Origin of the sequence: Archangium sp., assembly GCF_036277355.1 — a bacterium.
Classification (GTDB): domain Bacteria; phylum Myxococcota; class Myxococcia; order Myxococcales; family Myxococcaceae; genus Archangium.
On record NZ_DASUNC010000106.1, the window covers coordinates 17,682 to 37,678 of the forward strand.

General features: G+C 70.1%; 19 protein-coding genes. 8 read left to right on the forward strand and 11 right to left on the reverse strand.

From position 1 onward, the window contains the following. Positions 1–24 precede the first annotated feature (24 nt). Genes VFZ09_RS28015 through VFZ09_RS28025 form a run of 3 tightly spaced genes read left to right on the forward strand, consistent with a single transcriptional unit; the run spans position 25 to position 2,262 of the window. On the forward strand, positions 25–729 hold the full coding sequence (locus tag VFZ09_RS28015; RefSeq protein ID WP_329730748.1) for an MBL fold metallo-hydrolase: 705 nt from the start codon (positions 25–27) through the stop codon (positions 727–729). A 25-nt stretch (positions 730–754) separates the two neighbouring features. Then, on the forward strand, positions 755–1,375 hold the full coding sequence (locus VFZ09_RS28020) for a rhodanese-like domain-containing protein (RefSeq protein ID WP_329730749.1): 621 nt from the start codon (positions 755–757) through the stop codon (positions 1,373–1,375). Next, positions 1,372–2,262, forward strand: coding sequence for a sulfite exporter TauE/SafE family protein (locus VFZ09_RS28025; protein WP_329730750.1), 891 nt, complete (start codon positions 1,372–1,374; stop codon positions 2,260–2,262). Before VFZ09_RS28020 ends, VFZ09_RS28025 begins: the two co-directional genes overlap by 4 nt. Positions 2,263–2,281: 19 nt before the next feature. Here the strand turns inward: VFZ09_RS28025 and VFZ09_RS28030 are convergent, their stop codons facing one another. Beyond that, entirely contained in the window at positions 2,282–3,274 is a 993-nt protein-coding gene (locus tag VFZ09_RS28030; RefSeq protein WP_329730751.1) for an Rpn family recombination-promoting nuclease/putative transposase, read from the reverse strand. Between the two features lie 116 nt (positions 3,275–3,390). On the opposite strand from VFZ09_RS28030, the gene VFZ09_RS28035 reads away from it, so the two are divergent. Further along, positions 3,391–5,037, forward strand: a complete 1,647-nt coding sequence (locus tag VFZ09_RS28035) for an RICIN domain-containing protein (protein ID WP_329730752.1) — start codon at positions 3,391–3,393, stop codon at positions 5,035–5,037. A 62-nt stretch (positions 5,038–5,099) separates the two neighbouring features. Here VFZ09_RS28035 and VFZ09_RS28040 read toward each other — a convergent pair whose 3' ends face one another. Together VFZ09_RS28040 and VFZ09_RS28045 are read right to left on the reverse strand one after the other, a co-directional pair. Then, positions 5,100–6,689: a methyl-accepting chemotaxis protein gene (locus tag VFZ09_RS28040; RefSeq protein WP_329730753.1), complete on the reverse strand. Its 1,590-nt coding sequence runs from the start codon at positions 6,687–6,689 to the stop codon at positions 5,100–5,102. Between the two features lie 251 nt (positions 6,690–6,940). After that, a complete protein-coding gene (locus tag VFZ09_RS28045; RefSeq protein WP_329730754.1) occupies positions 6,941–8,017 on the reverse strand; it encodes a saccharopine dehydrogenase family protein in 1,077 nt (358 codons plus the stop codon). A gap of 84 nt (positions 8,018–8,101) precedes the next feature. On the opposite strand from VFZ09_RS28045, the gene VFZ09_RS28050 reads away from it, so the two are divergent. Next, the gene (locus VFZ09_RS28050; RefSeq protein WP_329730755.1) at positions 8,102–8,842 is read left to right on the forward strand and encodes a GNAT family N-acetyltransferase; all 741 of its coding nucleotides are present in this window, start codon (positions 8,102–8,104) and stop codon (positions 8,840–8,842) included. Between the two features lie 42 nt (positions 8,843–8,884). On the opposite strand, the gene VFZ09_RS28055 is transcribed toward VFZ09_RS28050, so the two are convergent. After that, complete coding sequence (locus VFZ09_RS28055; protein WP_329730756.1) at positions 8,885–9,229, reverse strand: hypothetical protein; 345 nt, start codon at positions 9,227–9,229, stop codon at positions 8,885–8,887. Between the two features lie 172 nt (positions 9,230–9,401). On the opposite strand from VFZ09_RS28055, the gene VFZ09_RS28060 reads away from it, so the two are divergent. The 3 genes from VFZ09_RS28060 to VFZ09_RS28070 all read left to right on the forward strand — a co-directional run bounded on the left by VFZ09_RS28060 (position 9,402) and on the right by VFZ09_RS28070 (position 11,958). Further along, on the forward strand, positions 9,402–10,793 hold the full coding sequence (locus VFZ09_RS28060) for a sigma-54 dependent transcriptional regulator (RefSeq protein ID WP_329730757.1): 1,392 nt from the start codon (positions 9,402–9,404) through the stop codon (positions 10,791–10,793). A gap of 88 nt (positions 10,794–10,881) precedes the next feature. Beyond that, positions 10,882–11,361: a helix-turn-helix domain-containing protein gene (locus VFZ09_RS28065; RefSeq protein ID WP_329730758.1), complete on the forward strand. Its 480-nt coding sequence runs from the start codon at positions 10,882–10,884 to the stop codon at positions 11,359–11,361. 36 nt (positions 11,362–11,397) lie between these two features. Beyond that, a complete protein-coding gene (locus VFZ09_RS28070) occupies positions 11,398–11,958 on the forward strand; it encodes a PIN domain-containing protein (protein WP_329730759.1) in 561 nt (186 codons plus the stop codon). 1 nt (position 11,959) lies between these two features. Here VFZ09_RS28070 and VFZ09_RS28075 read toward each other — a convergent pair whose 3' ends face one another. From VFZ09_RS28075 to VFZ09_RS28105, 7 genes are read right to left on the reverse strand one after another with little or no spacing between them, the layout of a single operon-like run. Next, the gene (locus VFZ09_RS28075; protein WP_329730760.1) at positions 11,960–13,825 is read right to left on the reverse strand and encodes a sensor histidine kinase; all 1,866 of its coding nucleotides are present in this window, start codon (positions 13,823–13,825) and stop codon (positions 11,960–11,962) included. Continuing rightward, positions 13,822–14,982 carry a sensor protein KdpD gene (locus VFZ09_RS28080; protein ID WP_329730761.1) on the reverse strand — a complete coding sequence of 387 codons (1,161 nt, stop codon included), beginning with the start codon at positions 14,980–14,982 and terminating at the stop codon, positions 13,822–13,824. The genes VFZ09_RS28075 and VFZ09_RS28080 overlap by 4 nt, the downstream gene beginning before the upstream one ends. Next, entirely contained in the window at positions 14,979–15,584 is a 606-nt protein-coding gene (gene kdpC / locus VFZ09_RS28085) for a potassium-transporting ATPase subunit KdpC (protein WP_329730762.1), read from the reverse strand. The genes VFZ09_RS28080 and kdpC overlap by 4 nt, the downstream gene beginning before the upstream one ends. Positions 15,585–15,599: 15 nt before the next feature. Further along, entirely contained in the window at positions 15,600–17,660 is a 2,061-nt protein-coding gene (gene kdpB / locus VFZ09_RS28090; protein WP_329730763.1) for a potassium-transporting ATPase subunit KdpB, read from the reverse strand. Between the two features lie 22 nt (positions 17,661–17,682). Then, on the reverse strand, positions 17,683–19,389 hold the full coding sequence (gene kdpA, locus VFZ09_RS28095; RefSeq protein WP_329730764.1) for a potassium-transporting ATPase subunit KdpA: 1,707 nt from the start codon (positions 19,387–19,389) through the stop codon (positions 17,683–17,685). Positions 19,390–19,396: 7 nt separating this feature from the next. Next, complete coding sequence (gene kdpF / locus VFZ09_RS28100) at positions 19,397–19,486, reverse strand: K(+)-transporting ATPase subunit F (RefSeq protein ID WP_329730765.1); 90 nt, start codon at positions 19,484–19,486, stop codon at positions 19,397–19,399. Positions 19,487–19,500: 14 nt separating this feature from the next. Continuing rightward, complete coding sequence (locus tag VFZ09_RS28105; protein WP_329730766.1) at positions 19,501–19,632, reverse strand: hypothetical protein; 132 nt, start codon at positions 19,630–19,632, stop codon at positions 19,501–19,503. Positions 19,633–19,997 lie beyond the last annotated feature (365 nt).

The following is a 19,997-nucleotide window of genomic DNA, read 5'->3' on the forward strand; positions in this document are numbered from 1 at the left end:
ACGGCCCTCGCAATGACAGCGGGCATGCTCTTCCGCCAGCTCTTCGACCAGGAAACGTGGACGTACACCTACCTCATCGCCGACGAGACGACGCGCGAGGCGGCGCTCGTGGACCCGGTGCTCGAACAGGTGGAGAGAGACCTCCAGCTGGTGAAGGAGCTGGACCTGAAGCTCGTGCTGGTGCTGGAGACGCACATCCATGCGGACCACGTCACGGGAGCGGGGCGGCTGAGGGAGCTGACGGGGGCGCGGGTGGCGGCGAGCGCGGCGGGAGCACCGTGCGTGGACCGGCCGGTGAAGGATGGCGAGGAGCTGGCGCTGGGAGGGCTGCGCATCCAGGTACTCGCCACGCCGGGGCACACGGATGACAGCGTGAGCTTCCGGGTGGGCCCCAAGCTCTTCACGGGCGACGCGCTGCTCATCCGGGCCTGTGGCCGCACGGACTTCCAGAACGGAAACGCCGGGCAGCTCTACGACGCGATTACACAGAAGCTCTTCACGCTGCCGGACGAGACCGAGGTGTACCCGGGCCACGACTACGCGGGCCAGACGATGAGCACCATTGGCGAGGAGAAGCGCCACAACCCGCGGCTGGCGGGCAGGAGCCGCGAGTGGTTCATCGAGTTCATGAACAACCGCAAGCTGGCGCCGCCCAAGAAGCTGGACGTGGCGGTGCCGGCGAACCGTGCGTGCGGCAAGCCGGCGCCCGCGGCGCAGGCGATGAGCTGAGCCCCCGGAGCACGGAGAGCACACGATGAGCGCACTGTACGAGAAGGGCACTCCGCACGCGGAGGGCTACCGGGACGTGGACGTGAGCGCGGTGGCCGGGGAGAAGAACGAGGTGCGGCTGGTGGACGTGCGCGAGCCCGCGGAGTTCGACGGGCTGCTCGGGCACATCCTGGGGGCGAGGCTCGTGCCCCTGAGCACGGTGGAGCAGGCGGCCGGAAGCTGGCCACGGGACGTGGAGCTGGTGATGGTGTGCCGCTCCGGGGCGCGCTCGGGCCGGGCCGCGGCGCAGCTGGTGCGCCAGGGCTTCCAGCGGGTGATGAACCTGCGCGGGGGAATGCTCGCGTGGAACGAGGCGGGGCTGCCGGTGGTGCGCGCCGAGCACCCGCCCGCGCTCCAGGTGGCGGACGTGCTCGACACGCTGCTCGCGCGGATGCGGGAGCTGGGCGGCGGAGTCCCCGCGTCCATCCCTCGCGGATTGCTCCAGGCGAATGGCGGTCCTCCCACGCACTCGCAGCTCCTCGGCATGCTCGAGCTGCTGCGAGCCGCCGGACAGGCGGCGGCGAAGGACCCGAGCGCCTGGGAGGGGATGCTGCGTGAGTGCAGGGACCTGCTCGCCGTGTCGCGACCGGAGAGCAGCGCCGCATGATGATGCTCGGGATCGCCGCCTCGCTGCTCATCGGGGTGTCACTGGGGCTGCTGGGCGGCGGCGGCTCCATCCTCACCGTGCCCCTGCTGGTGTACGTGCTCGGCGTCGAGCCGAAGACGGCCATCGCCATGTCCCTGCTGGTGGTGGGCATCACCAGCGCCTCGGCCGTGGTGGTGCATGCGAGGGCCGGACGGGTGCGCTGGCGCACGGCCTTCGTCTTCGGAGCCGGAGGCATGTCCGGCGCGTTCCTCGGAGGGAGGTTGGCGCAGTGGGTGCCTCCGGGGCTGCTGCTGCTGCTCTTCTCCACCATCATGGTGGCCGCCGCCGTGGCCATGCTGCGGCGCAAGGAGGCTCCCGCGCAGCCCGGTGACGCCGAGCAGGCGCCGGTGCTGCTGCCCGTGCCGCGCGTGCTCGCGCAGGGTGCCGCCGTGGGCCTGCTATCGGGACTCGTGGGCGCCGGAGGGGGCTTCCTCATCGTCCCCGCGCTCGTGCTGGTGGGACTGCCCACGCAGGCCGCCGTGGGCACGTCGCTGGCCGTCATCTCGCTCCAGTGCTTCGCCGGACTGCTCGGGCACCTGGGCCATGTGCAGCTTCCATGGGGGCTCACCGCCGCCGTGGTGGGTACGGCCGTGGGAGGCAGCTTCCTGGGAGGGCGCCTCGCGGGCCGCGTCTCCCCACGGGCGCTGCGCAAGGGCTTCGCCGTGTTCGTGCTCGGCATCGCCTGCGTCATGCTCGCCGCGCAGGTGCCGCCCTCGGTGCGGCGGGAAGTGGCTCCGCTGCTGGCTACACCGTGGCCCTGGCTCGGGCTCGTGGGAGTCGTGGGCGCGGTGACGCTGCCCTACGCGCTGTTGTTCCGAGGCAACCGCGGGAACACGGTGGACCCGTGAACAGGATGGATGGGCGCGTCTACTGGGCGCGCTCGTCCAGCACGTCGGAGAGGGTGGTCGCGTTCAGGGCCCGGTCGAACCAACGGTCGAGGGTGGCAATGTCCGTGCAGGTGAGGATGCGCTGTCGGACCGTCTCGTCGACGCGTACGCCGCGTGCGGTGAGGAGCCGCAGGATGGCCTCGCTCAGCCCCTCTGCCCGGCCCTTCTGGACGCCCTTCTCGATCATCTCCTCGGCCCAGCTGCCCATCAGATCCTCCGCTCGCTGCCCATCCAGCACCGAATTTAACACCCGTTTCGCCGCTGTGTGGACGGCCGCATCCCCCACCCACACCAGATAACGGATGACCACCACCAGATGCTCCGCGCCCTCGGCGCCCGCGTACACCTGCGCGAAGAGCGTCATCCACTCCGGCAATCTCCGCGCCAATTCCCCGGTGCGTCCGTAGCGCAACACCAGCCAGGCCAGGCGCGCCAACGGCGGTCCCGCGCGCGCTCGCAGCACCACCTCCCGCTCGGCCGTCAAGTCATCGAGCAGGTACTCGAAACGCGGCACCAGGGCTCGCCATCGCTCCCGCGCTTCTTCCCCTCCCGGCAATTCGAAGAGGTCCTCCACCCGGCGCGGTGCGGTCCAGACGCCATCCGCCCCGTGGTACATCACGAGCGGGATGATGACCGGCAGCCGCGTGCTCTCCGGGTGCTCCTGTCTCCAACGCTCCACCTGCCGCACCACGTAGCGCAGCATCCGCAGCGCCATCCACGAATCCACCGACGACTGGTGCTCCAGCAACACGTACAGCAGCAGCGGCTGTCCCGTGCGCAGGCGCGCCGTGAAGAGCAGGTCGCTCTCGGTCTCGCGCAGCTCCGGGTCCACCACGCTAACGGGCTCTCGCCGGAGAGACGTCCAGTCCACCTCCGAGACGACGTGCGCGGGCAGTACGGCGCGCAATTCAGCGGCGGCCCGCTCGGGGTGACCGAAGGTGTAGCGAGCGAAGAGGTCATGCGGTCCAGACATGCGCGCCGTGCCAGAGCATTCGGCGGGCCAACGAATCCTCCGGTGCGCTTGCCCGAAAAAGAAGACCACGGGTCCAAGGGAGCAAAAGACGCGGTCACCCGCCCTGGAGCACCCCCATGTTGAAGAAGACGATGACGCTGTTCGCCTCGATGACCCTGTTGGCCGGCTGCGGAGATGTGATGATCGACACGATGGGCGAGTCGAACGCGGGAGGTAGCACCGTCGCTCCGCTTCCCCAGGAGCCCCTCGGCCACACGCAGGACGAGCTCAACAACGGCACCTACACGACGAGCCTCTTCCCCGAGGTCGTCCGCATCCTCACGTACTACCCGTCCACCGGGAGCTACTACACCTGTACCGCCACGGCGATCTCCGAGGACACCCTCCTCACCGCATCGCACTGCGTGAAGGTGGGCAACGAAGTCGCCAAATGGGTGAAGGTCGACAACGCCGACGGTGACAACAACAACACCGAGGGCTCGTACTCCAGCTACATCGTGATGTCGAAGGACCTGTACTCGAACGTCTACTACGGCACCTCCCAGGGCGAGAGCACGTACAAGCGCGACCTGGCGCTCGTGAAGTTCGGCAAGCGGACGTTCAGCAAGTACCTGCCGTTCGCCTACAAGACCGACCAGGTCACGGTGGGCACCCACGTGACGATGATCGGCTTCGGCGGCGAGACGACGAAGGCGTATGGCACCCGCCCCATCAGCGGCACGACGAACACCCACAACGGCTCGGACTACGGGTACTTCAACATCGTCTCCGACACCTCGACGCAGCCCTACACCGAGGGCGGTGACTCGGGCGGTCCGCTGCTCTACCAGGAGAACGGCCAGTACTACGTCGTGGGCGTGCTGATGGGCGGAAGCATCTCGGGCTCGACGAAGTACCACGTCTATCCCGCGCTGACGCAGGCCGTGTACAACCACATGTCCAGGTTCCTGGCGCTCAAGGACAAGTACTGCATCGAGGCCTTCCGGCACGCGTACGACAGCGCCTGGGGCGGCAGCTGGGCGTTCTGCGTCAACGGCTCCATCAACGTCAACCTCGACGCCTCCGGCTTCTCGGATGCCTTCAACCTCTACACCCACGGCAACGACTCGACCTGGAACGATGAGATCACCGCCTTCACCATCCCCAACGTGATGGCGGGCACCTTCTACGAGCACAGCAACTTCGGCGGCGGCTCGCGCACCTTCGCCAACGTGTTCCCGTTCCTCGACAACTCGGTCGTCAACAACCTGAAGGACTTCAGCTTCAACGACCTGATCTCCTCCTGGAGCCTCCTGGCCACCGACTCTCCGTGGATCGTGAAGTTCCAGCTGCGCAACGAGGGCAACGGCAAGTGCATCGACGTCGTCAACGGCAACCCGGCCAACGGCACCAACGCTCAAATCTGGGATTGCACGAGCGGCAACGACAACGAGAACTTCACCCTCATCCCGACCCCGACGCCCAACGTCTTCCTGGCGAAGAACTCGCAGTCCGGCACGTGCCTCGACGTCTCGGGCGGTGGCACCACCAACGGCACCAACATCCAGATGTGGCAGTGTGACGTGAACAACCCCAACCAGCTCTTCCGCTTCGAGCAGTTCCCCGGTCAGAACAAGTTCCACATGATCAACACCCGCACCGGCAAGTGCGTCGACGTCGCGGGCGGCGGGTCCAGCAACGGCACCAACATCCAGCAGTGGGAGTGCCTGGCTCCGAGCAACGGCTCCGTCAACAACCAGGTGTTCACCATCAAGATGTACTGAGCGCAACCCCTCCCCGGCGCCGGCCTCCTCTCTGGGGAGCCGGCGTCTGGCTTCATGAGGGGCTACACGCGGAAGCTCGTGGCCACCTGCTTCAGCCGCGCGAGCGTGGCGTTCATCCGCATCACCGACTCCTCGGCGTTCATCGTGGACTCCACCACGTCGCCCATCATCTGCGACAGCGTCGTCATCACGTTGGTCATCTGCGCGATGCCCGCGTTCTGCTGCGTCACCGAGGCCACGATCTGCTTCGCCGCCTGGCTGCTCTCGTGCACCACCGTGGTGATCTCCTTCAGCCGGTCCGCGGACGTCATCACCTGGACGATCCCCGCCTCCATCTGCTGGCTGTCCTGCTCGGCGATGGACACCGCCGCGCGGATGGCCTGGTTGATCTCCAGCAATATCTTCCCGATGCGCTGCGTGCTCTGCACCGACTGGCCGCTCAGCGCCCGCATCTCCCGCGCCACCACCGCGAAGCCCCGCCCCTCCTCCCCCGCCCGCGCCGCCTCGATGGATGCATTCAGCGCCAGCACGTTCGACTGGTCCGCCAGGTCCCTCACGCTGCCGATGATTTCACCGGCCCGCGCCGCCTGCTCCGACAGGTGCGCCACGCTGCGCATCAGCGCATCCACCCGCTCGCGCAGCTGCTGCAACCCCTGGGCGCTGCTCTCGATGGACTGCCGCCCCGAGGCGCTGAACGCGTCCGCCTGCGCCGCCACCCGCAGCACCATCTCCGCCCGGCTCGCCGCCAGGTTCGACGTCTGGGCGATCTCACTCATCGTCGAGCCCGCTTCCGACAGGCTGCGCGACTGGTGGCTGAGGAACGACAGCTGCCGCTGGCTCGACTCGGTGAGCCGCTCCGCCGCCTGCGTCAGCTCGTCCAGCACGTCCTCCAGCGTCACCGGCACCGTGCGCAGCCGTGTCACCAGCGCTTCAATCCCCCGCGCCAGCTCGCCCAGCTCGTCCCGCGAGTCCACGTCGATGCGCTGCGTGAGGTCTCCCTCGGTGGCGATGCGCGTGGTCACCTGCGTCAACCGGTGGAGCGGCCCCACCACGCCCCGCACCAGCCAGAACGACAGCCCCCACAGCGCCACCAGGCACAGCACCGACAGGCTGATGACCCACAGCCGCCGCCCGCGCTGCAGCACGGCCATCTCGTCGTAGGAGCGCTCCAGCCCGGCATGGGCCCACTCGCTCGTGCCGCGCAGCAGCTGCCGCAGCGCCGCCGAGCGCTGCATCGCCTGCGCGAAGGCCGCCTCCGCCTCCGGCTCCGCCCGCGCCGCCTGCTCCAGGGTGCGCTGCCCCTGGGACCAGAACGCGTCGAAGGCCTCGTCCAGCGTCTGCACCCGCGAGGCCTCCATCACCGGGTTGGCCGCCCCGCGCGCCAGCTCCTCTTCGAACGCCTTCACCTGCGCCCACAGTCCCGCCAGCCGGGCCACGTCCCGTCCCAGGTACGCCTCGCGCAGACCGGTCTCGAGGGACACCGCCAGCGCCTCCAGGTTGCGCGCCGTGGCGAGCGCGGGCGTGTACCCGTCCGCGATGCGCCGGCCCAGCCGCGCCGTGACCTGGCCCACCACCACCGACACCCCGAGGATGCCCAACAGGAAGACGGTGGCCACCACCGGCAGGAGGAAGACCTTCCGCTTGAACGTCATCGTCCCCCCTCGGCCCGGGACGTGAAACGCCTGGACATGGTTCTCCTTCCTCCGCGGGCCCTCTCGGCTCCGCGCTTCCCCACGGGCGGCGCAGGTCCTCCGCGCACGGGCCGCAGGATATCGGATGCGCCCTCCTGGCGCGCGTCGCCCCCTCCCGGGGGATGTCAGCCAACACCCGGGGTGGAGATGACCCCGCGTGTCTCCCTCCCAGCCTCCCCGCCTGGGGGGGAGCCGGCCGGGAGGGGACTCCCCTACGTGGGCAGGTCCATGCGGCGCACGCCCTCGATGGAGAGGACGAAGTCCGCGCCGAAGGCCTGGGCCGGGGTGAAGGCACCCCGCCGCGCTCCGGCCAGCACCTCCTCCACCGCGCGCACCGTGGCCCGGGCGGTGAAGGCATAGGCCTCGGGTGTCTCCAGCACCGCCTCCGCCCGCCGCCCGTCCGGCGCGCGCGCCTCGGCCCACACCTGGGAGCGGCCCCGCTGGCGCAGCGTCTCGTCCGGCCCCTGGACGCGCGCCTCCACCAGCCGGGCCAGCTGCTCGCGCACGGGCTCCACCGCCACCAGCCGCCGGAGCACGGGGAAGGTGAAGCGCAGCGCGTGGGCCACGGCCGCCGGTTGGGCCAGGTAGGTGGTGATGTGGGGGATGGCGGTGGAGTGCCAGGCCGTCACCAGGTCTCCCCAGGGAATGGGGACGACGGTGCGCTCCTTGTCGGAGAAGCGCGCCCGGCGCACGCCCTGCCCCATGGGCCACGGTTGCAGCTGGCCGCCCCGGCGCACGAAGCAGCCGGAGGGCAGGCCCTCCAGCATGGACTTCGCGGTGCCGGCGCTGGGCGAGGCGACGGCGGCGATGGCCAGCTCCAGCTCGTGAGCGCCGGGCACCTTGTCCGCCACGTAGCGGGCGAGGCAGTCCGTGGGCACCACGTCGAAGCCCACCCCGGACATCAGGACGACGTTGCGGCGCTTCGCCTCGGCGTCGTGGCGGAAGGTGTTCTCGAAGACGGGAATCTCGCCGGTGATGTCCAGGTAGTGGGCCCCGGCGGCGAGGCAGGCCTGCACCATGGGCTCGCTGGTGTGCACGAAGGGGCCGGCGGCATGCACCACCAGGGGCAGGCCCTCCAGGGCGGACACCAGGCCGCGCAGGTCGTCCAGGCCCACCGCCACCGCGTCCAGGCCCAGCCGCGAGGCCAGGGGGGTGAGCTTCTCGCGCGAGCGGCCGGCCAGCACGGGCTTGTGGCCGCGGCGCACGGCCTCCTCGGCGATGAGGGCACCGGTATAGCCGGTGGCGCCGTACAGCAGCCACCGGGGAGTCGGGTTCGTCGGAGGGTTCACGCGCGCACCATATGCCGGGCAGTGGGTAGTCGCGTACGGTTCCCCGCGCATCGCGCCGCCGAGTCGGCTAGGAGGGGGGGGTATATGAGTGAGACGAAACCTCCCTCGCGCAAGAAGAAGGACACGCTGGAGGTGCGCGTGCGGCGCATCCACCGCAGGGACCTGAACCGGGCCTGGGAGTTCCTCAAGCTCGTCTTCCGGGACGTCAACCGCGAGACAGTCGAGTACCAGCGGCCCCGCTCCAAGCGGCGCTTCCTCGAGGTGTACTCCTCGGAGTGGATAGAGCAGCTCGTCTACGAGGTGAACGGGGACATCGTCGGCTACTCCGAGTGCGCCTTCGAGGCCACGGGGGACGACAACTGGGTGAACCCGCGCTGGTTCGAGAAGCGGGGCATGCGGCCGCTCTTCGTGGAGGAGCTGGCGGTGCACCCGGACTACCAGGGCCGGGGCGTGGGCAGCTTCATCATGGAGCAGCTGCAGCACCTGGCGCGCACGCGGGGCTGCACGCACCTGGTGCTGGAGGTGGCGGAGAACAACGAGTCGGCGCTCTCGTGGTACCGGGCGCGCAACTTCTACAAGCTGGACGCGGCCATCTTCCTGGCCCAGAAGGTGCCGGGAGAGCCGGATCTGCTGCCCCCGCGCCGCATCAAGCCCCGGCCCGCGCATCCCGAGGGCACGCCCACCACGGGCCTCATGCCCGAGGAGGTCAGCGGCCCCGCGCTCCTGGGCAAGAGGCCCCGGGCCCGGCGCCCGGCCGCGGGAGGCGCCCGGAAGAAGGTGGCCATCACGCCCGTGCCGGCCGCTCCGGAGGAGGACGCGGAGTAGCCGTCCCCTCCTCCGGGCCTGGAAGAGGGCAAGGGCGCCCGCTCAGCGCGTCCAGGAGGAGAGGTACGGGGAGGTCCGCGCGCGGCAGGCGGTGCCACACTCGGGGAACTGCGTCAGGAAACGGGCCTGCCGGCGGCAGTTGGCCGTGAGGGCGCCCCCCGGGTCCTCCTGGCACAAGGTCTCGAAGCTCGCATAGCTCTCCTGGAAGAGCACCGCCCGCTTCCCCGGCTCCAGGGCCTGGAGGGCCCGCCGCTCGGCCCCCAGCACCCAGGACAGGCCCCCCCCGAACAGCAGCACGGCCAGGGCCCCCACCAGCACCCGGCTCAGGACACCCCAGTGCTCCCGGGTGAGCCCCGGCTCGCCCCGGCTCATCGCGCGCGTCGCCATGCCCTACACATGAGCACGGTCCGCCTCCGTGCCAGCCTTCCTTGCACCCTGCAACCGGGGCGCCCGGACCCGCGTGCAGGATGCAACCTCCCCCGGGCCGGCTCTCCCCTTCTTCCACCTGGGGAGGAACCCACCTCCGGTATGGCGCGCGGCCTGCACTTAGGATGAGGGCATGGAGACCGGACCTGTCGCGCCCGTGGTGGAGCCGCGCCCGATGCGGGTGCTGGTGGTGGACGACGAGCGGAACATCCGCACCACGCTGCGCATGTGCCTGGAGGGGCTCGGCTGCGAGGTGCGGGAGGCGGCCACGGCCGAGGCCGCGCTCGCCGCGCTCGCCCAGTCCCCGGCCGACCTGGCCTTCGTGGACCTGCGCCTGGGCACCGCGAGCGGGTTGGAGCTGCTGCCCCGCCTGCTCGCCGAGTCCCCCACCCTGGACGTCGTCCTCATCACCGCCTACGCCACCTTCGACACCGCGGTGGAGGCGATGAAGCGCGGGGCGCGCGACTACCTCCCCAAGCCCTTCACCCCCGCGCAGATACGGCACCTCGTGGACAAGACGCGCGCCCACCAGGAGCTGAGCTCCCAGCTGGGCAACCTGGAGGGCCAGCTCGCCCAGTCGGTGCCCGAGGCCACGCTGGAGACGGCCTCGCCAGCCATGCACGCGGCGCTGGCGCTCGTCACCCGGGCGGCGGCCTCGGACGCGGCGGTGCTGTTGCGCGGGGAGAGCGGAACGGGCAAGGGGGTGCTCGCGCGGGCCCTGCACTCGCTGAGCGCGCGGCGCCGCCGGCCCTTCGTCACCATCAACTGCCCCGCCCTCTCCGAGCAGCTGCTCTCCAGCGAGCTCTTCGGCCACGTGCGCGGCGCCTTCACGGGCGCGGTGAGGGACCAGCCGGGCCGGGTGGAGCAGGCCGAGGGCGGCACGCTCTTCCTGGACGAGGTGACGGAGATGAGTCCCGCGCTGCAGGCGCAGCTGTTGCGCTTCCTCCAGGACAAGCAGTTCGAGCGCCTGGGCGAGGGGCGCACGCGCCGGGCGGACGTGCGGGTGGTGGCGGCCACCAACCGGGAGCTGGAGAAGGCCGTGGCCGGGGGCCACTTCCGGGAGGATCTGCTCTACCGGCTCAACGTCGTCGAGGTGAAGCTGCCGGCGCTGAGGGAACGGCCCGAGGACATCCTCCCGCTGGCCCGGCGCTTCCTGGCCTTCTTCGCGCGCACGGCGAAGCGGCCGGTGCCGGAGCTGTCCCCGGCGACGGAGAAGATGCTGCGGGCCCATGGGTGGCCGGGCAACGTGCGCGAGCTGCGCAATGCGCTGGAGCGGGCGCTCATCGTCTGGCCGGCGGAAGTGCTGGAGCCGCAGGCCTTCCCGGAGCGCATCGCCGCGGCCACGGGCTCGGTGGTGGCGCTGGGCGGGCCCCACACGCTGGAGGAGGTGGAGCGTGAGCACATCCTCCGGGTGATGGCGAGCGTCCCCACCCTGGACGAGGCCGCGCACATCCTCGGCATCGACGCGTCCACCCTCTGGCGCAAGCGCAAGAAGTACGAGGCGGCCCCGGGCGGCATGGGGTGAGCGGGCGGCGCCCGGCCGGTGTCTTCCAGCCGAGGGAGCTACCTACGAGGTGGTTGCGTTTGGGACGATTATCCGTAGATTCATGGATATGTCTCGCGCTCGCAAAGTCCCCTCTCCCGCGATGTTGGACCCGAGAAATCCGGTCTCCGCTTCCGAGCAGGCCCTGGCCGAGGTCGTCGAATTGGCCCGGCTCATGGAGGGCAAGAGCACACAGAGGCCCAGGCTCGTCGGCCCCCGAGGCGAGACCCTCGAGCTGCCTGAACCCGTCTTCCACCTGCTCCGGCAGGTCGTCACGGTGCTAGCTCGGGGAGACGCCGTGACCGTGGTCCCGGTCCACAAGGAGCTCACCTCCCAACAGGCTGCGGATCTGCTCAACGTCTCCCGCCAGTACCTGGTCCGCCTCCTGGATGAGGGAGCCATCCCCTACACGAAGACCGGAAAGCACCGGCGCATCCGCATCGATGACCTGCTGGCGTACAAGGAGAAGCGCGACGCCCAACGAGAAGCGGACCTGGATGAGTTGGCGCAGATGAGCCAGGATTTTGGCGGCTACTCCGAGTGCAGTTGAAGGAAGTGACTTGGGAGGTTAGCGTGTCCAAACCGATTGTTCACGTCAACCTTCAAGAGCGTCCTCGATGCCTGCGTGCTCTTCCCCTTCTCTCTGCGGGACACCTTGTTGAGAGCTGCGCATGCAGGGCACTACCAGCCCTACTGGAGCGCACAAATCCTCGAGGAGATGCGCCGTAACCTGGTGTCGACGGCGACCACCACAGAGGAGCGCGCCCGCTCCCTCGTCGCTCAGATGCAAAAGGCCTTTCCCAATGCACGGGTGACCGGTCACGAGTCATTGGTGCCGGACCTACGCAACCATGAAGGAGACCGCCACGTCGTTGCCGTGGCCCTTCACGCGCATGCGCAGGTCATCGTGACGAGCAACCTGAAACACTTCCGAGCCAAGGACCTGCCTCCCGGTATCGAGGCACAACATCCAGACGAATTTCTCGCCAACCTGTTCGATCTGGATCCAACCGGGATGATGGCGCTCTTGAAGAAACAGGCTGCGGCACTGAGGCGCCCTCCCATGGAACTGCCCCAGCTCCTCGACGGGCTCGCGAAGACGGTGCCCGAGTTCACCCGGCTCATCCGTGGCGAGCTCGGCGATTGAATCAGCGCTCGAACGCTGGAGCGGACGCATCCCCCTCCGGTGCCCTCGTCCGCGGCAGGGTGAACCAGAAGGTGCTCCCCACTCCCGGCTCGCTGGAGAGCCCCATCTCCCCCCCGTGCGCCTGGACGATCTCCTGTGCGATGGACAGGCCCAGCCCCGCGCCCCCGGTGCCCGCTCCAGGAACCCGGTAGAACTTCTCGAAGATGCGCTGCTGGTGCTCCGGTGCGATGCCCTCGCCCGTGTCCGCCACCTCGAAGCGCACCCGCTCCTCCTCCTGCCTCGCCCGCACCACCACCTCGCCTCCCCGCGAGGTGTGCCTCACGGCGTTGGCCACCAGGTTGGACAGCACCAGCTGCAAGCGGTCCGGATCCGCCTCCACCCGCTCCAGCCCCGGCGCCTGCTCCCTGGACAGCCGCACCCCCCGCTCCTCCGCCGCCACCCGGTGCGGCGCCAACGCCGCCTCCAGCACCGCCTCCGTGGACACCGGCCGCACCTCCAACTCCACCCGCCCCGATTGCAGCCGCGACAAATCCAACAGGTCATCCACGATGCCCTGCAGCCGCTCGCAGTCCTCACGCGCCGCGTACAGCAGGTCCGCCTGCTTCTCCGTGATGGGCCCCGCCACGCCCTCGGCGCACAGGTGGATGGCCATGCGCAACGAGGTCAGCGGCGTGCGGAACTCATGCGCCACCGTGGCCACCAGGTCGTTCTTCAGCTCGTCGAAGCGCCGCAGCCGCGTCACGTCCTGGAGCAGCACCGTGGCCCCCACCACGCCGCCGCCCTCTCCGTACACCGGACTGCCGCGCGGCAGCAGCCACCGGCCTCCCTCCCCGCCCTCCACCCGCACCGCCTCCTCGTAACCCCTCGGCAGGTACGGCCCCTTGCCGCCCAGCACGTGCGCGCGCACCCGCTCCAGCACCTCGCGCACCTCCGGCACCACCTGCCCCAGCGCTCCGCTGCCCCCTTCCACCAACAGCCGCAGCACCTCCTCCGCGGCGCGGTTGACGTTGAGCACCCCGCCCTCCACGCCGAACACCACCACCGGGTCCGGCAGGCTGTCGATGGAGGCCTGCGAGGACGCCTGCGCCTGGAGCAGCTCCCCCAGCGAGCTCCGCCGGTAGCGTTGCAGCGCCTCCGCCATGGCGTTGAAGTCCCGGGCGAGCTGAGCAATCTCATCCTGGCCCCGCACCACCGCGCGCGTGGCCAGGTCCCCCTGCCCCAACCGCCGCACCGCCTGGGAGAGCACGGACACCGGCCGCAGCGCCCGCTGGGTGAGGGAAACCGAGGCGAGCAGGCCGCCCACCAGCGCCACGCCCACGGCCATCACCATGAGCGTGTTCATCCGGCGGCTCTGCCGCTCCAGGGCGTCGCTCTTGCGCACCATGGCGTCCTGGTTGAGCGCGAGGAGGGCCTGGGTGGCCGCCTTGGCCTCGCGGAAGGCCGGCGCCAGCACCTCGAAGTAGGCCGCGCGCCGGGACTCGGCCCGCTCCCCGGAGGCGAAGGCCTCGTACCCGGTGCGGTAGCGCGTCCAGGCCCGCCGCAGCCGGGCGGTGGCCTCGGTCTCTCCGGGCTCGGTGATGTTGCCCTCCTGCACCGTCAGCTCCGCCTCGAGCGGCCGCAGGTGCTCCCGGGCCTGCTCCAGCCCCCGCTGCCGCTCGCCCGCGACGAGGAAGAGGGAAGCGCTGTCCAGACGCTCCAGGTGCTCGATGATGCGCTGCATGGCCAGCACGCTGCGGTAGTTGTCCGCGAGGATGTCCTGCCCCGCGTGCCCCACCCGGCCGAGCGTGTTGACGGCCACCACGCCCACCAGCAGCAGCGCGAGCGCCAGCGGCGCCTGGGCCAGCAGCAGCTTGGCACGCAGACTCATGACGGGCGCTCCTCCTGGGGCGGATGGAAGGACACCACGTGGATGTCGAAGCCCTCGCCCTCGCGCAACAGGCGCACGTCCGAGGCGCGCCCCAGCCACTGCTTCCACCACGGCTGGCGCGAGCGGCCCACGATGATGTGGCCCACCCCGTGCGAGCGGGCGAAGTCCAGCAGCGCCACCACCGGCTCCTTCCCCTTCACCCTCACCACCTCCGCGCCCAGCTCCTTCGCCAGCTCGATGTTGGCCAGCAGGTGGCGCTGCGCCTCCGAGTCGATGAGGTGCGGGGCCTCGCCGGGCGTCTCCACGTAGACGACGAACCAGTCCGTGTTGAGCCGGCCCGCCATCCGCGAGCCCCGGCGCAACAGCGTGGCCGCGTGCGGCGGGTTGCTGCTGAGCGCCACCATCACCCGGCCCCAGCCCCCTCCCTTCTGCGGCGGCTCCTCGCCCGGGCGCGCGCGCGTGCCCGTGGAGCGGTCCAGGCTCTCGGCCACCTCGCGCAGCGCCAGCTCGCGCAGCGAGGAGAGGTTCTCCTGCTTGAAGAAGCCCTCCAGCGCGTGCGGCACCTTGTCCGGCGCGTAGATTCTTCCCGTCTTCAGCCGCTCGTGCAGATCCTCCACCGCCAGGTCCAGGTTCACCACCTGGTCCGCGTTCTTGAGGAAGCTGTCCGGGAGCGTCTCGCGCACGCGGATGCCGGTGGCGCGCTCGATGATGTCGTTGAGGCTCTCCAGGTGCTGCACGTTGAAGGCGCCGATGACGTTGATGCCGGCGGCGAGCAGCTCCTCCACGTCCTGGTAGCGCTTGCGGTGGCGGCACAGGGGGACGTTGGTGTGGGCCAGCTCGTCCACCACCGCCACCTGGGGCTTGCGCGCCAGCACCGCGTCCAGGTCCATCTCCTCCACGGCCACGTCCCGGTAGGTGAACACCTGGCGCGGCACCACCTCCAACCCCTCGACGAGCGCGGCCGTCTCGGCGCGGCCGTGCGGCTCGATGAAGCCGAGCACCACGTCCACCCCGCGCTGCCGCAGGGCGTGGGACTCCTCGAGCATGCGGTACGTCTTGCCCACGCCGGCGGCGAAGCCGATGTACAGCTTCAGCCGCCCGCGCCGGCCGCGCTCGACCAGCTCGAGGAAGTCTTCCGCGCGACTCTTCCGCTTCACGGGACCTCTGCCGCCGTGCCCACGCTCTCGCCGAACTGCCGATCCAACGCCAGGTTGAGCTGTAACACGTTCACCCGCGGCTCACCGAGCACGCCCAGCGTGCGCCCCTCGGTGTGCGCGTCCACCACGGCCAGGATGCGCTCGGGCGCCACGTGGCGGGCACGGGCCACGCGGGGCACCTGCCAGCGCGCGGCCTCGGGGGACAGGTGCGGGTCCAGGCCCGAGCCCGAGGTGGTGACGAGCTCTGCGGGCACGGGGCCCGGGGCGTCCGGGTTCTCCTGGCGCAGGCGCTCGGCCTCGGCCACCGCCCGCTCCCTCAGCTTCCGGGAAGTGGGCCCGAGGTTGCTGCCGCTGGAGGCCACGGCGTCGTAGCCGTTGCCGGCCGCGGACGGCCGGGGCTGGAAGTAGCCGGGCCGGGAGAAGCCCTGGCCGATGAGGGCGCTGCCCACCACCTGGCCCTTCTCGTGGGTGACGAGCGAGCCGTTGGCTTCCTCGGGGAAGAGCACCTGGGACACGCCGGTGACGGCCAATGGGTAGAGCACGCCGGTGAGCACCAGGGTGACGAGCGCGGCGCGCAGAGCGAGGAGGAGCGTGGAGAACATGGAGCGGGTCCTTTCTCAAGCCAGCCCGGCGGCGGTGAGGAGCACGTCGATGGCCTTGATGCCGATGAAGGGGACGATGACGCCGCCCACGCCGTACAGCAGCAGGCTGCGCCGCAGGAGCGCCGCCGCGCCCAGGGGCCGGTAGCGCACGCCGCGCAGGGCCAGCGGAATGAGGGCGATGATGATGAGGGCGTTGAAGATGACGGCGGAGAGGATGGCGCTGTAGGGCGACGTGAGGCCCATGATGTTGAGCGGGCCCATCTCCGGGAACACGCCCATGAAGAGCGCGGGGAGGATGGCGAAGTACTTGGCCACGTCGTTGGCGATGGAGAAGGTGGTGAGGGTGCCGCGCGTCATGAGCAGCTGCTTGCCCACCTCCACCACCTCCAGCAGCTTGGTGGGGTTGGAGTCCAGGTCCACCATGTTGCCGGCCTCCTTGGCGGCCTGGGTGCCGGTGTTCATCGCCACGCCCACGTCCGCCTGGGCCAGCGCGGGCGCATCGTTGGTGCCGTCTCCCGTCATGGCCACCAGCTTGCCCCTGGCCTGCTCGGCGCGGATGAGCTCCATTTTGGCCTCGGGCGTGGCCTCGGCGAGGAAGTCGTCCACCCCGGCCTCGCGGGCGATGGCCGCCGCGGTGCGCGGGTTGTCGCCCGTAATCATCACCGTGCGGATGCCCATGGCGCGGAAGCGGTCGAAACGCTCCTGGATGCCGCCCTTCACCACGTCCTTGAGGTGGATGATGCCGAGCACGCGCGCGCCGTCGCACACGGCCAGCGGGGTGCCACCCGCGTCACCGATGCGGGCCGCCGTCTCGCGCAGCGCGGGCGGGACGGCACCGCCCTGGGCCTCCACGTGCTGGATGACGGCATCCACCGCGCCCTTGCGGATGCTGCGTGGGTGCGGGTCCACCAGGTCGCACCCGCTCATGCGCGTCTGCGCGGTGAAGGGCACGAAGGTGGCCTGGTGCGCCTGCAGCTCGCGCGGACGCATCTTGTAGGTGTCCTTCACCAGCACGACGATGGAGCGGCCCTCGGGTGTCTCGTCCGCGAGGCTCGCCAGCTGCGAGGCCTCGGCCAGGTCCTCCATGCGCACGCCCGGCAGGGGCAGCAGCTCCGTGGCCATGCGGTTGCCCAGGGTGATGGTGCCCGTCTTGTCCAGCAGCAGCGTGTCCACGTCGCCCGCCGCCTCCACCGCGCGCCCGCTCATGGCCAGCACGTTCTTGCGCAGCAGCCGGTCCATGCCAGCGATGCCAATGGCGGACAGCAGGCCGCCGATGGTGGTCGGAATGAGGCATACCAGCAGCGCCACCACCGCCGTGCCCGACAGCTTCACGCCCGAGTAGAGCGCCAGCGGCACCAGCGTCACGCACGCCAGCAGGAAGACGAGGGTGAGGCCCACCAGGAGGATGTGCAGGGCAATCTCGTTGGGCGTCTTCTGCCGCGCGGCGCCCTCCACGAGGCCGATCATCCGGTCCAGGAAGGACTCGCCCGGGTCCGCGGTGATGCGCACGACGATGCGGTCGGAGAGCACCCTGGTACCGCCGGTGACGGACGAGCGGTCCCCGCCGGACTCGCGGATGACGGGGGCGGACTCGCCGGTGATGGCGGACTCGTCCACGCTGGCGATGCCCTCCACCACCTCGCCATCGCCGGGGATGAGGTCCCCCGCCTCGCAGACGACGAGGTCGTCCTTGCGCAGGTTGGGAGCGGGGACGCGCTCCTCCCGCCCGTCCACCAGGCGGCGGGCGAGGGTGTCCTTGCGCATCTTGCGCAGCGAGCTCGCCTGGGCCTTGCCGCGGCCCTCGGCCACCGCCTCGGCGAAGTTGGCGAAGAGCACGGTGAACCACAGCCACAGCATCACCGACACGGTGAACCCCACCGGCGTATCCGCGGGCCCCGGCGTGACGAGGTCCTTCACCACCAGCACGGTGGTGAGCAGGCTGCCGGCCCACACCACGAACATCACCGGGTTGCGGGCCACGTCCCGGGGGTGGAGTTTGCGCAGGCTGTCCAGCGCGGCCTGCTTCAAGAGCGACGGCTCGAAGAGCGACACGGGTGTCGAGGTCGAGGAGCGCATGGGCTCAGAACACCTTTCCGGCCTAGCCGAGGTAGTGCTCGACGAGAGGGCCGAGGGAGAGGGCGGGGAAGAAGGTGAGCGCGCCGACGATGACGACCACGCTCACCAGCAGGCCGGTGAAGAGCGCGCCGTGGGTGGGGAAGGTGCCAGGGCCGGGGGCCACCGTCTTCTTGCCCACCATGGAGCCGGCGAGGGCCAGCACGGGGATGATCATCAGGAAGCGCCCGGCGAGCATGGCCAGACCCAGGGAGACGTTCCAGAAGGGCGTGTTGGCATCGAGGCCGGCGAAGGCGCTCCCGTTGTTGCCCGTGCCGCTGGAGTACGCGTAGAGGATTTCGGTCAGGCCATGCGGCCCCGCGTCGTGGAGCGAGGACACGCCCTGGGGAAGCACCGCCGCGGCCGCGCCCAGCCCGAGGATGACGAGCGGGAAGATGAGCACGTACAGCATGGCGAGCTTCATCTCCTTCGCCTCTATCTTCTTGCCGAGGTACTCGGGGGTGCGGCCCACCATGAGGCCGGCGATGAAGACGGCGAGCACCACCATGACGAGGATGCCGTAGAGGCCGGCGCCCACGCCGCCGAAGATGACCTCGCCCAGTTGGATGTTGACGAGCGGCACCAGGCCACCGAGCGCGGTGAAGCTGTCGTGCATGGAGTTGACGGCGCCGCAGCTCGCGTCCGTGGTGACGGTGGCGAAGAGGGCCGAGGCGGGGATGCCGAAACGCACCTCCTTGCCCTCGAGGTTGCCGTGCTGCACCACCCGGGCGGCGGCCACGGCGGGGTTGGCCTGGGACTCGGCGGCGTAGGCGGCGGCCACGCCCACGAAGAAGAGGAGGCTCATGGCCGCGAAGAGGGCCCAGCCCTGCTTCGTGTCCCTCGCCATCTTCCCGTACGTGTACGTGAGGGCGGCGGGGAGGGCGAAGATGGAGAGCAGCTGCACCAGGTTGGTGAGCGGCGTGGGGTTCTCGAAGGGGTGGGCGCTGTTGGCGTTGAAGAAGCCGCCGCCGTTGGTGCCCAGCATCTTGATGGCCTCCTGCGAGGCCACCGGGCCCATGGCGAGCGTCTGCTTCACTCCCTCCAGCGTGGTCAGCTCGCGGTAGGGCGCGAAGTTCTGCAGCACGCCCTGGGACACGAGGAAGAGCGCGTACACGAAGCACAGGGGCAGCAGCACGTAGAGGGTGCCGCGGATGAGGTCCACCCAGAAGTTCCCCAGCGTCTTCTGTCCCTCGGGCCCGGGCCGCCGGGTGAAGCCACGCGCGAGCGCCAGCGCCACCCCCATGCCCGCCGCCGCGGACACGAAGTTCTGCCAGGCCAGCCCCGCCATCTGGGTGAGGTAGCTCAGGGTGGACTCGCCCGCGTAGGACTGCCAGTTGGTGTTGGTGGTGAAGCTGGCGGCCGTGTTGAAGGCCAGCTCCGGACCCACCGCGGGCAGGTTCTGGGGGTTGAGCGGCAGCACGTGCTGCAATCGCTGCAGCAGGTAGACGAGGAGGACGCTGAAGAGGCTGAAGGCCAGCAGCGACAGGGCATACCGCACCCACGTCTGCTCGGGGTTCCGCCTGGGGTCCACGCCGCACAGCTTGAGCAGCAGCCGCTCCACGGGCCCGAGCACCTTGGGCAGGGGCTGCGTGGGCCCCTCGAAGACGTGGAAGAGGTAGAGGCCCAGCGGCTTCGTCACCGCCAGCACCAGCACGAAGAAGAGGACGATCTGCAACCCACCGATGAGGGTCATGGCGAGCCTAGAAGCGCTCCGGCCGGAGCAGCGCGTAGACGAGGTAGACGGTGAGCAGCACCGCGAGCACGGCGCCGGAGACGTATTCGAAGGTCATGGGGTGTCTCCGTTTCAGAGGCGCTCGCAGCCGCGGGTGTAGGCCCACGCGAGCGCGAAGAAACCAACGGTGACCAGCACGAGGACGAGATCCATGGGGCTTGCTCCTGGTTGGAAGCGCTCATGACGCGCCCTCTCACGAAGCACCCGCCGTACCACCCTCCCCACCTCGAAACCCCAGGGCTTCCGAGGGGTTACGAACAACGTCCCCGCCCCGTGGTTGCAACTTGCACGAACGGCCCGGTTCGGACCGTGCGCCCTGAAAGGAACACCCGTTCCCACCCCGGGGAGAAAGGTACGCCCTCGTCACGGGGAGGAGAGCGAGCGCTCCAGGGGCCGCCCCCGAGGCGGCGATCCTCGGCGGGAAGGGAGCTAGTGGACTGTCCGACAAGTTTTTCAACATAGTCGAGACCACAGGGTAGGTTGGGTGGAGGAAGAGACCGGATAAGTTGGGTGGATGAGGAGACGACCGCCGCATCTCCTCCACCTTTCGCCTGGGGAAGTGGCCTACC

What these genes read in the sequence shown, in the direction of transcription:
- VFZ09_RS28030 (WP_329730751.1), bottom strand. Translation starts at nt 3,274, where the DNA reads ATGTCTGGACCGCATGACCTCTTCGCTCGCTACACCTTCGGTCACCCC.
- VFZ09_RS28020 (WP_329730749.1), top strand. Translation starts at nt 755, where the DNA reads ATGAGCGCACTGTACGAGAAGGGCACTCCGCACGCGGAGGGCTACCGG.
- VFZ09_RS28075 (WP_329730760.1), bottom strand. Translation starts at nt 13,825, where the DNA reads ATGAGTCTGCGTGCCAAGCTGCTGCTGGCCCAGGCGCCGCTGGCGCTC.
- VFZ09_RS28060 (WP_329730757.1), top strand. Translation starts at nt 9,402, where the DNA reads ATGGAGACCGGACCTGTCGCGCCCGTGGTGGAGCCGCGCCCGATGCGG.
- kdpC (WP_329730762.1), bottom strand. Translation starts at nt 15,584, where the DNA reads ATGTTCTCCACGCTCCTCCTCGCTCTGCGCGCCGCGCTCGTCACCCTG.
- VFZ09_RS28055 (WP_329730756.1), bottom strand. Translation starts at nt 9,229, where the DNA reads ATGGCGACGCGCGCGATGAGCCGGGGCGAGCCGGGGCTCACCCGGGAG.
- kdpF (WP_329730765.1), bottom strand. Translation starts at nt 19,486, where the DNA reads ATGACCTTCGAATACGTCTCCGGCGCCGTGCTCGCGGTGCTGCTCACC.
- VFZ09_RS28065 (WP_329730758.1), top strand. Translation starts at nt 10,882, where the DNA reads ATGTCTCGCGCTCGCAAAGTCCCCTCTCCCGCGATGTTGGACCCGAGA.
- VFZ09_RS28035 (WP_329730752.1), top strand. Translation starts at nt 3,391, where the DNA reads ATGTTGAAGAAGACGATGACGCTGTTCGCCTCGATGACCCTGTTGGCC.
- VFZ09_RS28050 (WP_329730755.1), top strand. Translation starts at nt 8,102, where the DNA reads ATGAGTGAGACGAAACCTCCCTCGCGCAAGAAGAAGGACACGCTGGAG.
- VFZ09_RS28015 (WP_329730748.1), top strand. Translation starts at nt 25, where the DNA reads ATGCTCTTCCGCCAGCTCTTCGACCAGGAAACGTGGACGTACACCTAC.
- kdpB (WP_329730763.1), bottom strand. Translation starts at nt 17,660, where the DNA reads ATGCGCTCCTCGACCTCGACACCCGTGTCGCTCTTCGAGCCGTCGCTC.
- VFZ09_RS28040 (WP_329730753.1), bottom strand. Translation starts at nt 6,689, where the DNA reads ATGACGTTCAAGCGGAAGGTCTTCCTCCTGCCGGTGGTGGCCACCGTC.
- VFZ09_RS28025 (WP_329730750.1), top strand. Translation starts at nt 1,372, where the DNA reads ATGATGATGCTCGGGATCGCCGCCTCGCTGCTCATCGGGGTGTCACTG.
- kdpA (WP_329730764.1), bottom strand. Translation starts at nt 19,389, where the DNA reads ATGACCCTCATCGGTGGGTTGCAGATCGTCCTCTTCTTCGTGCTGGTG.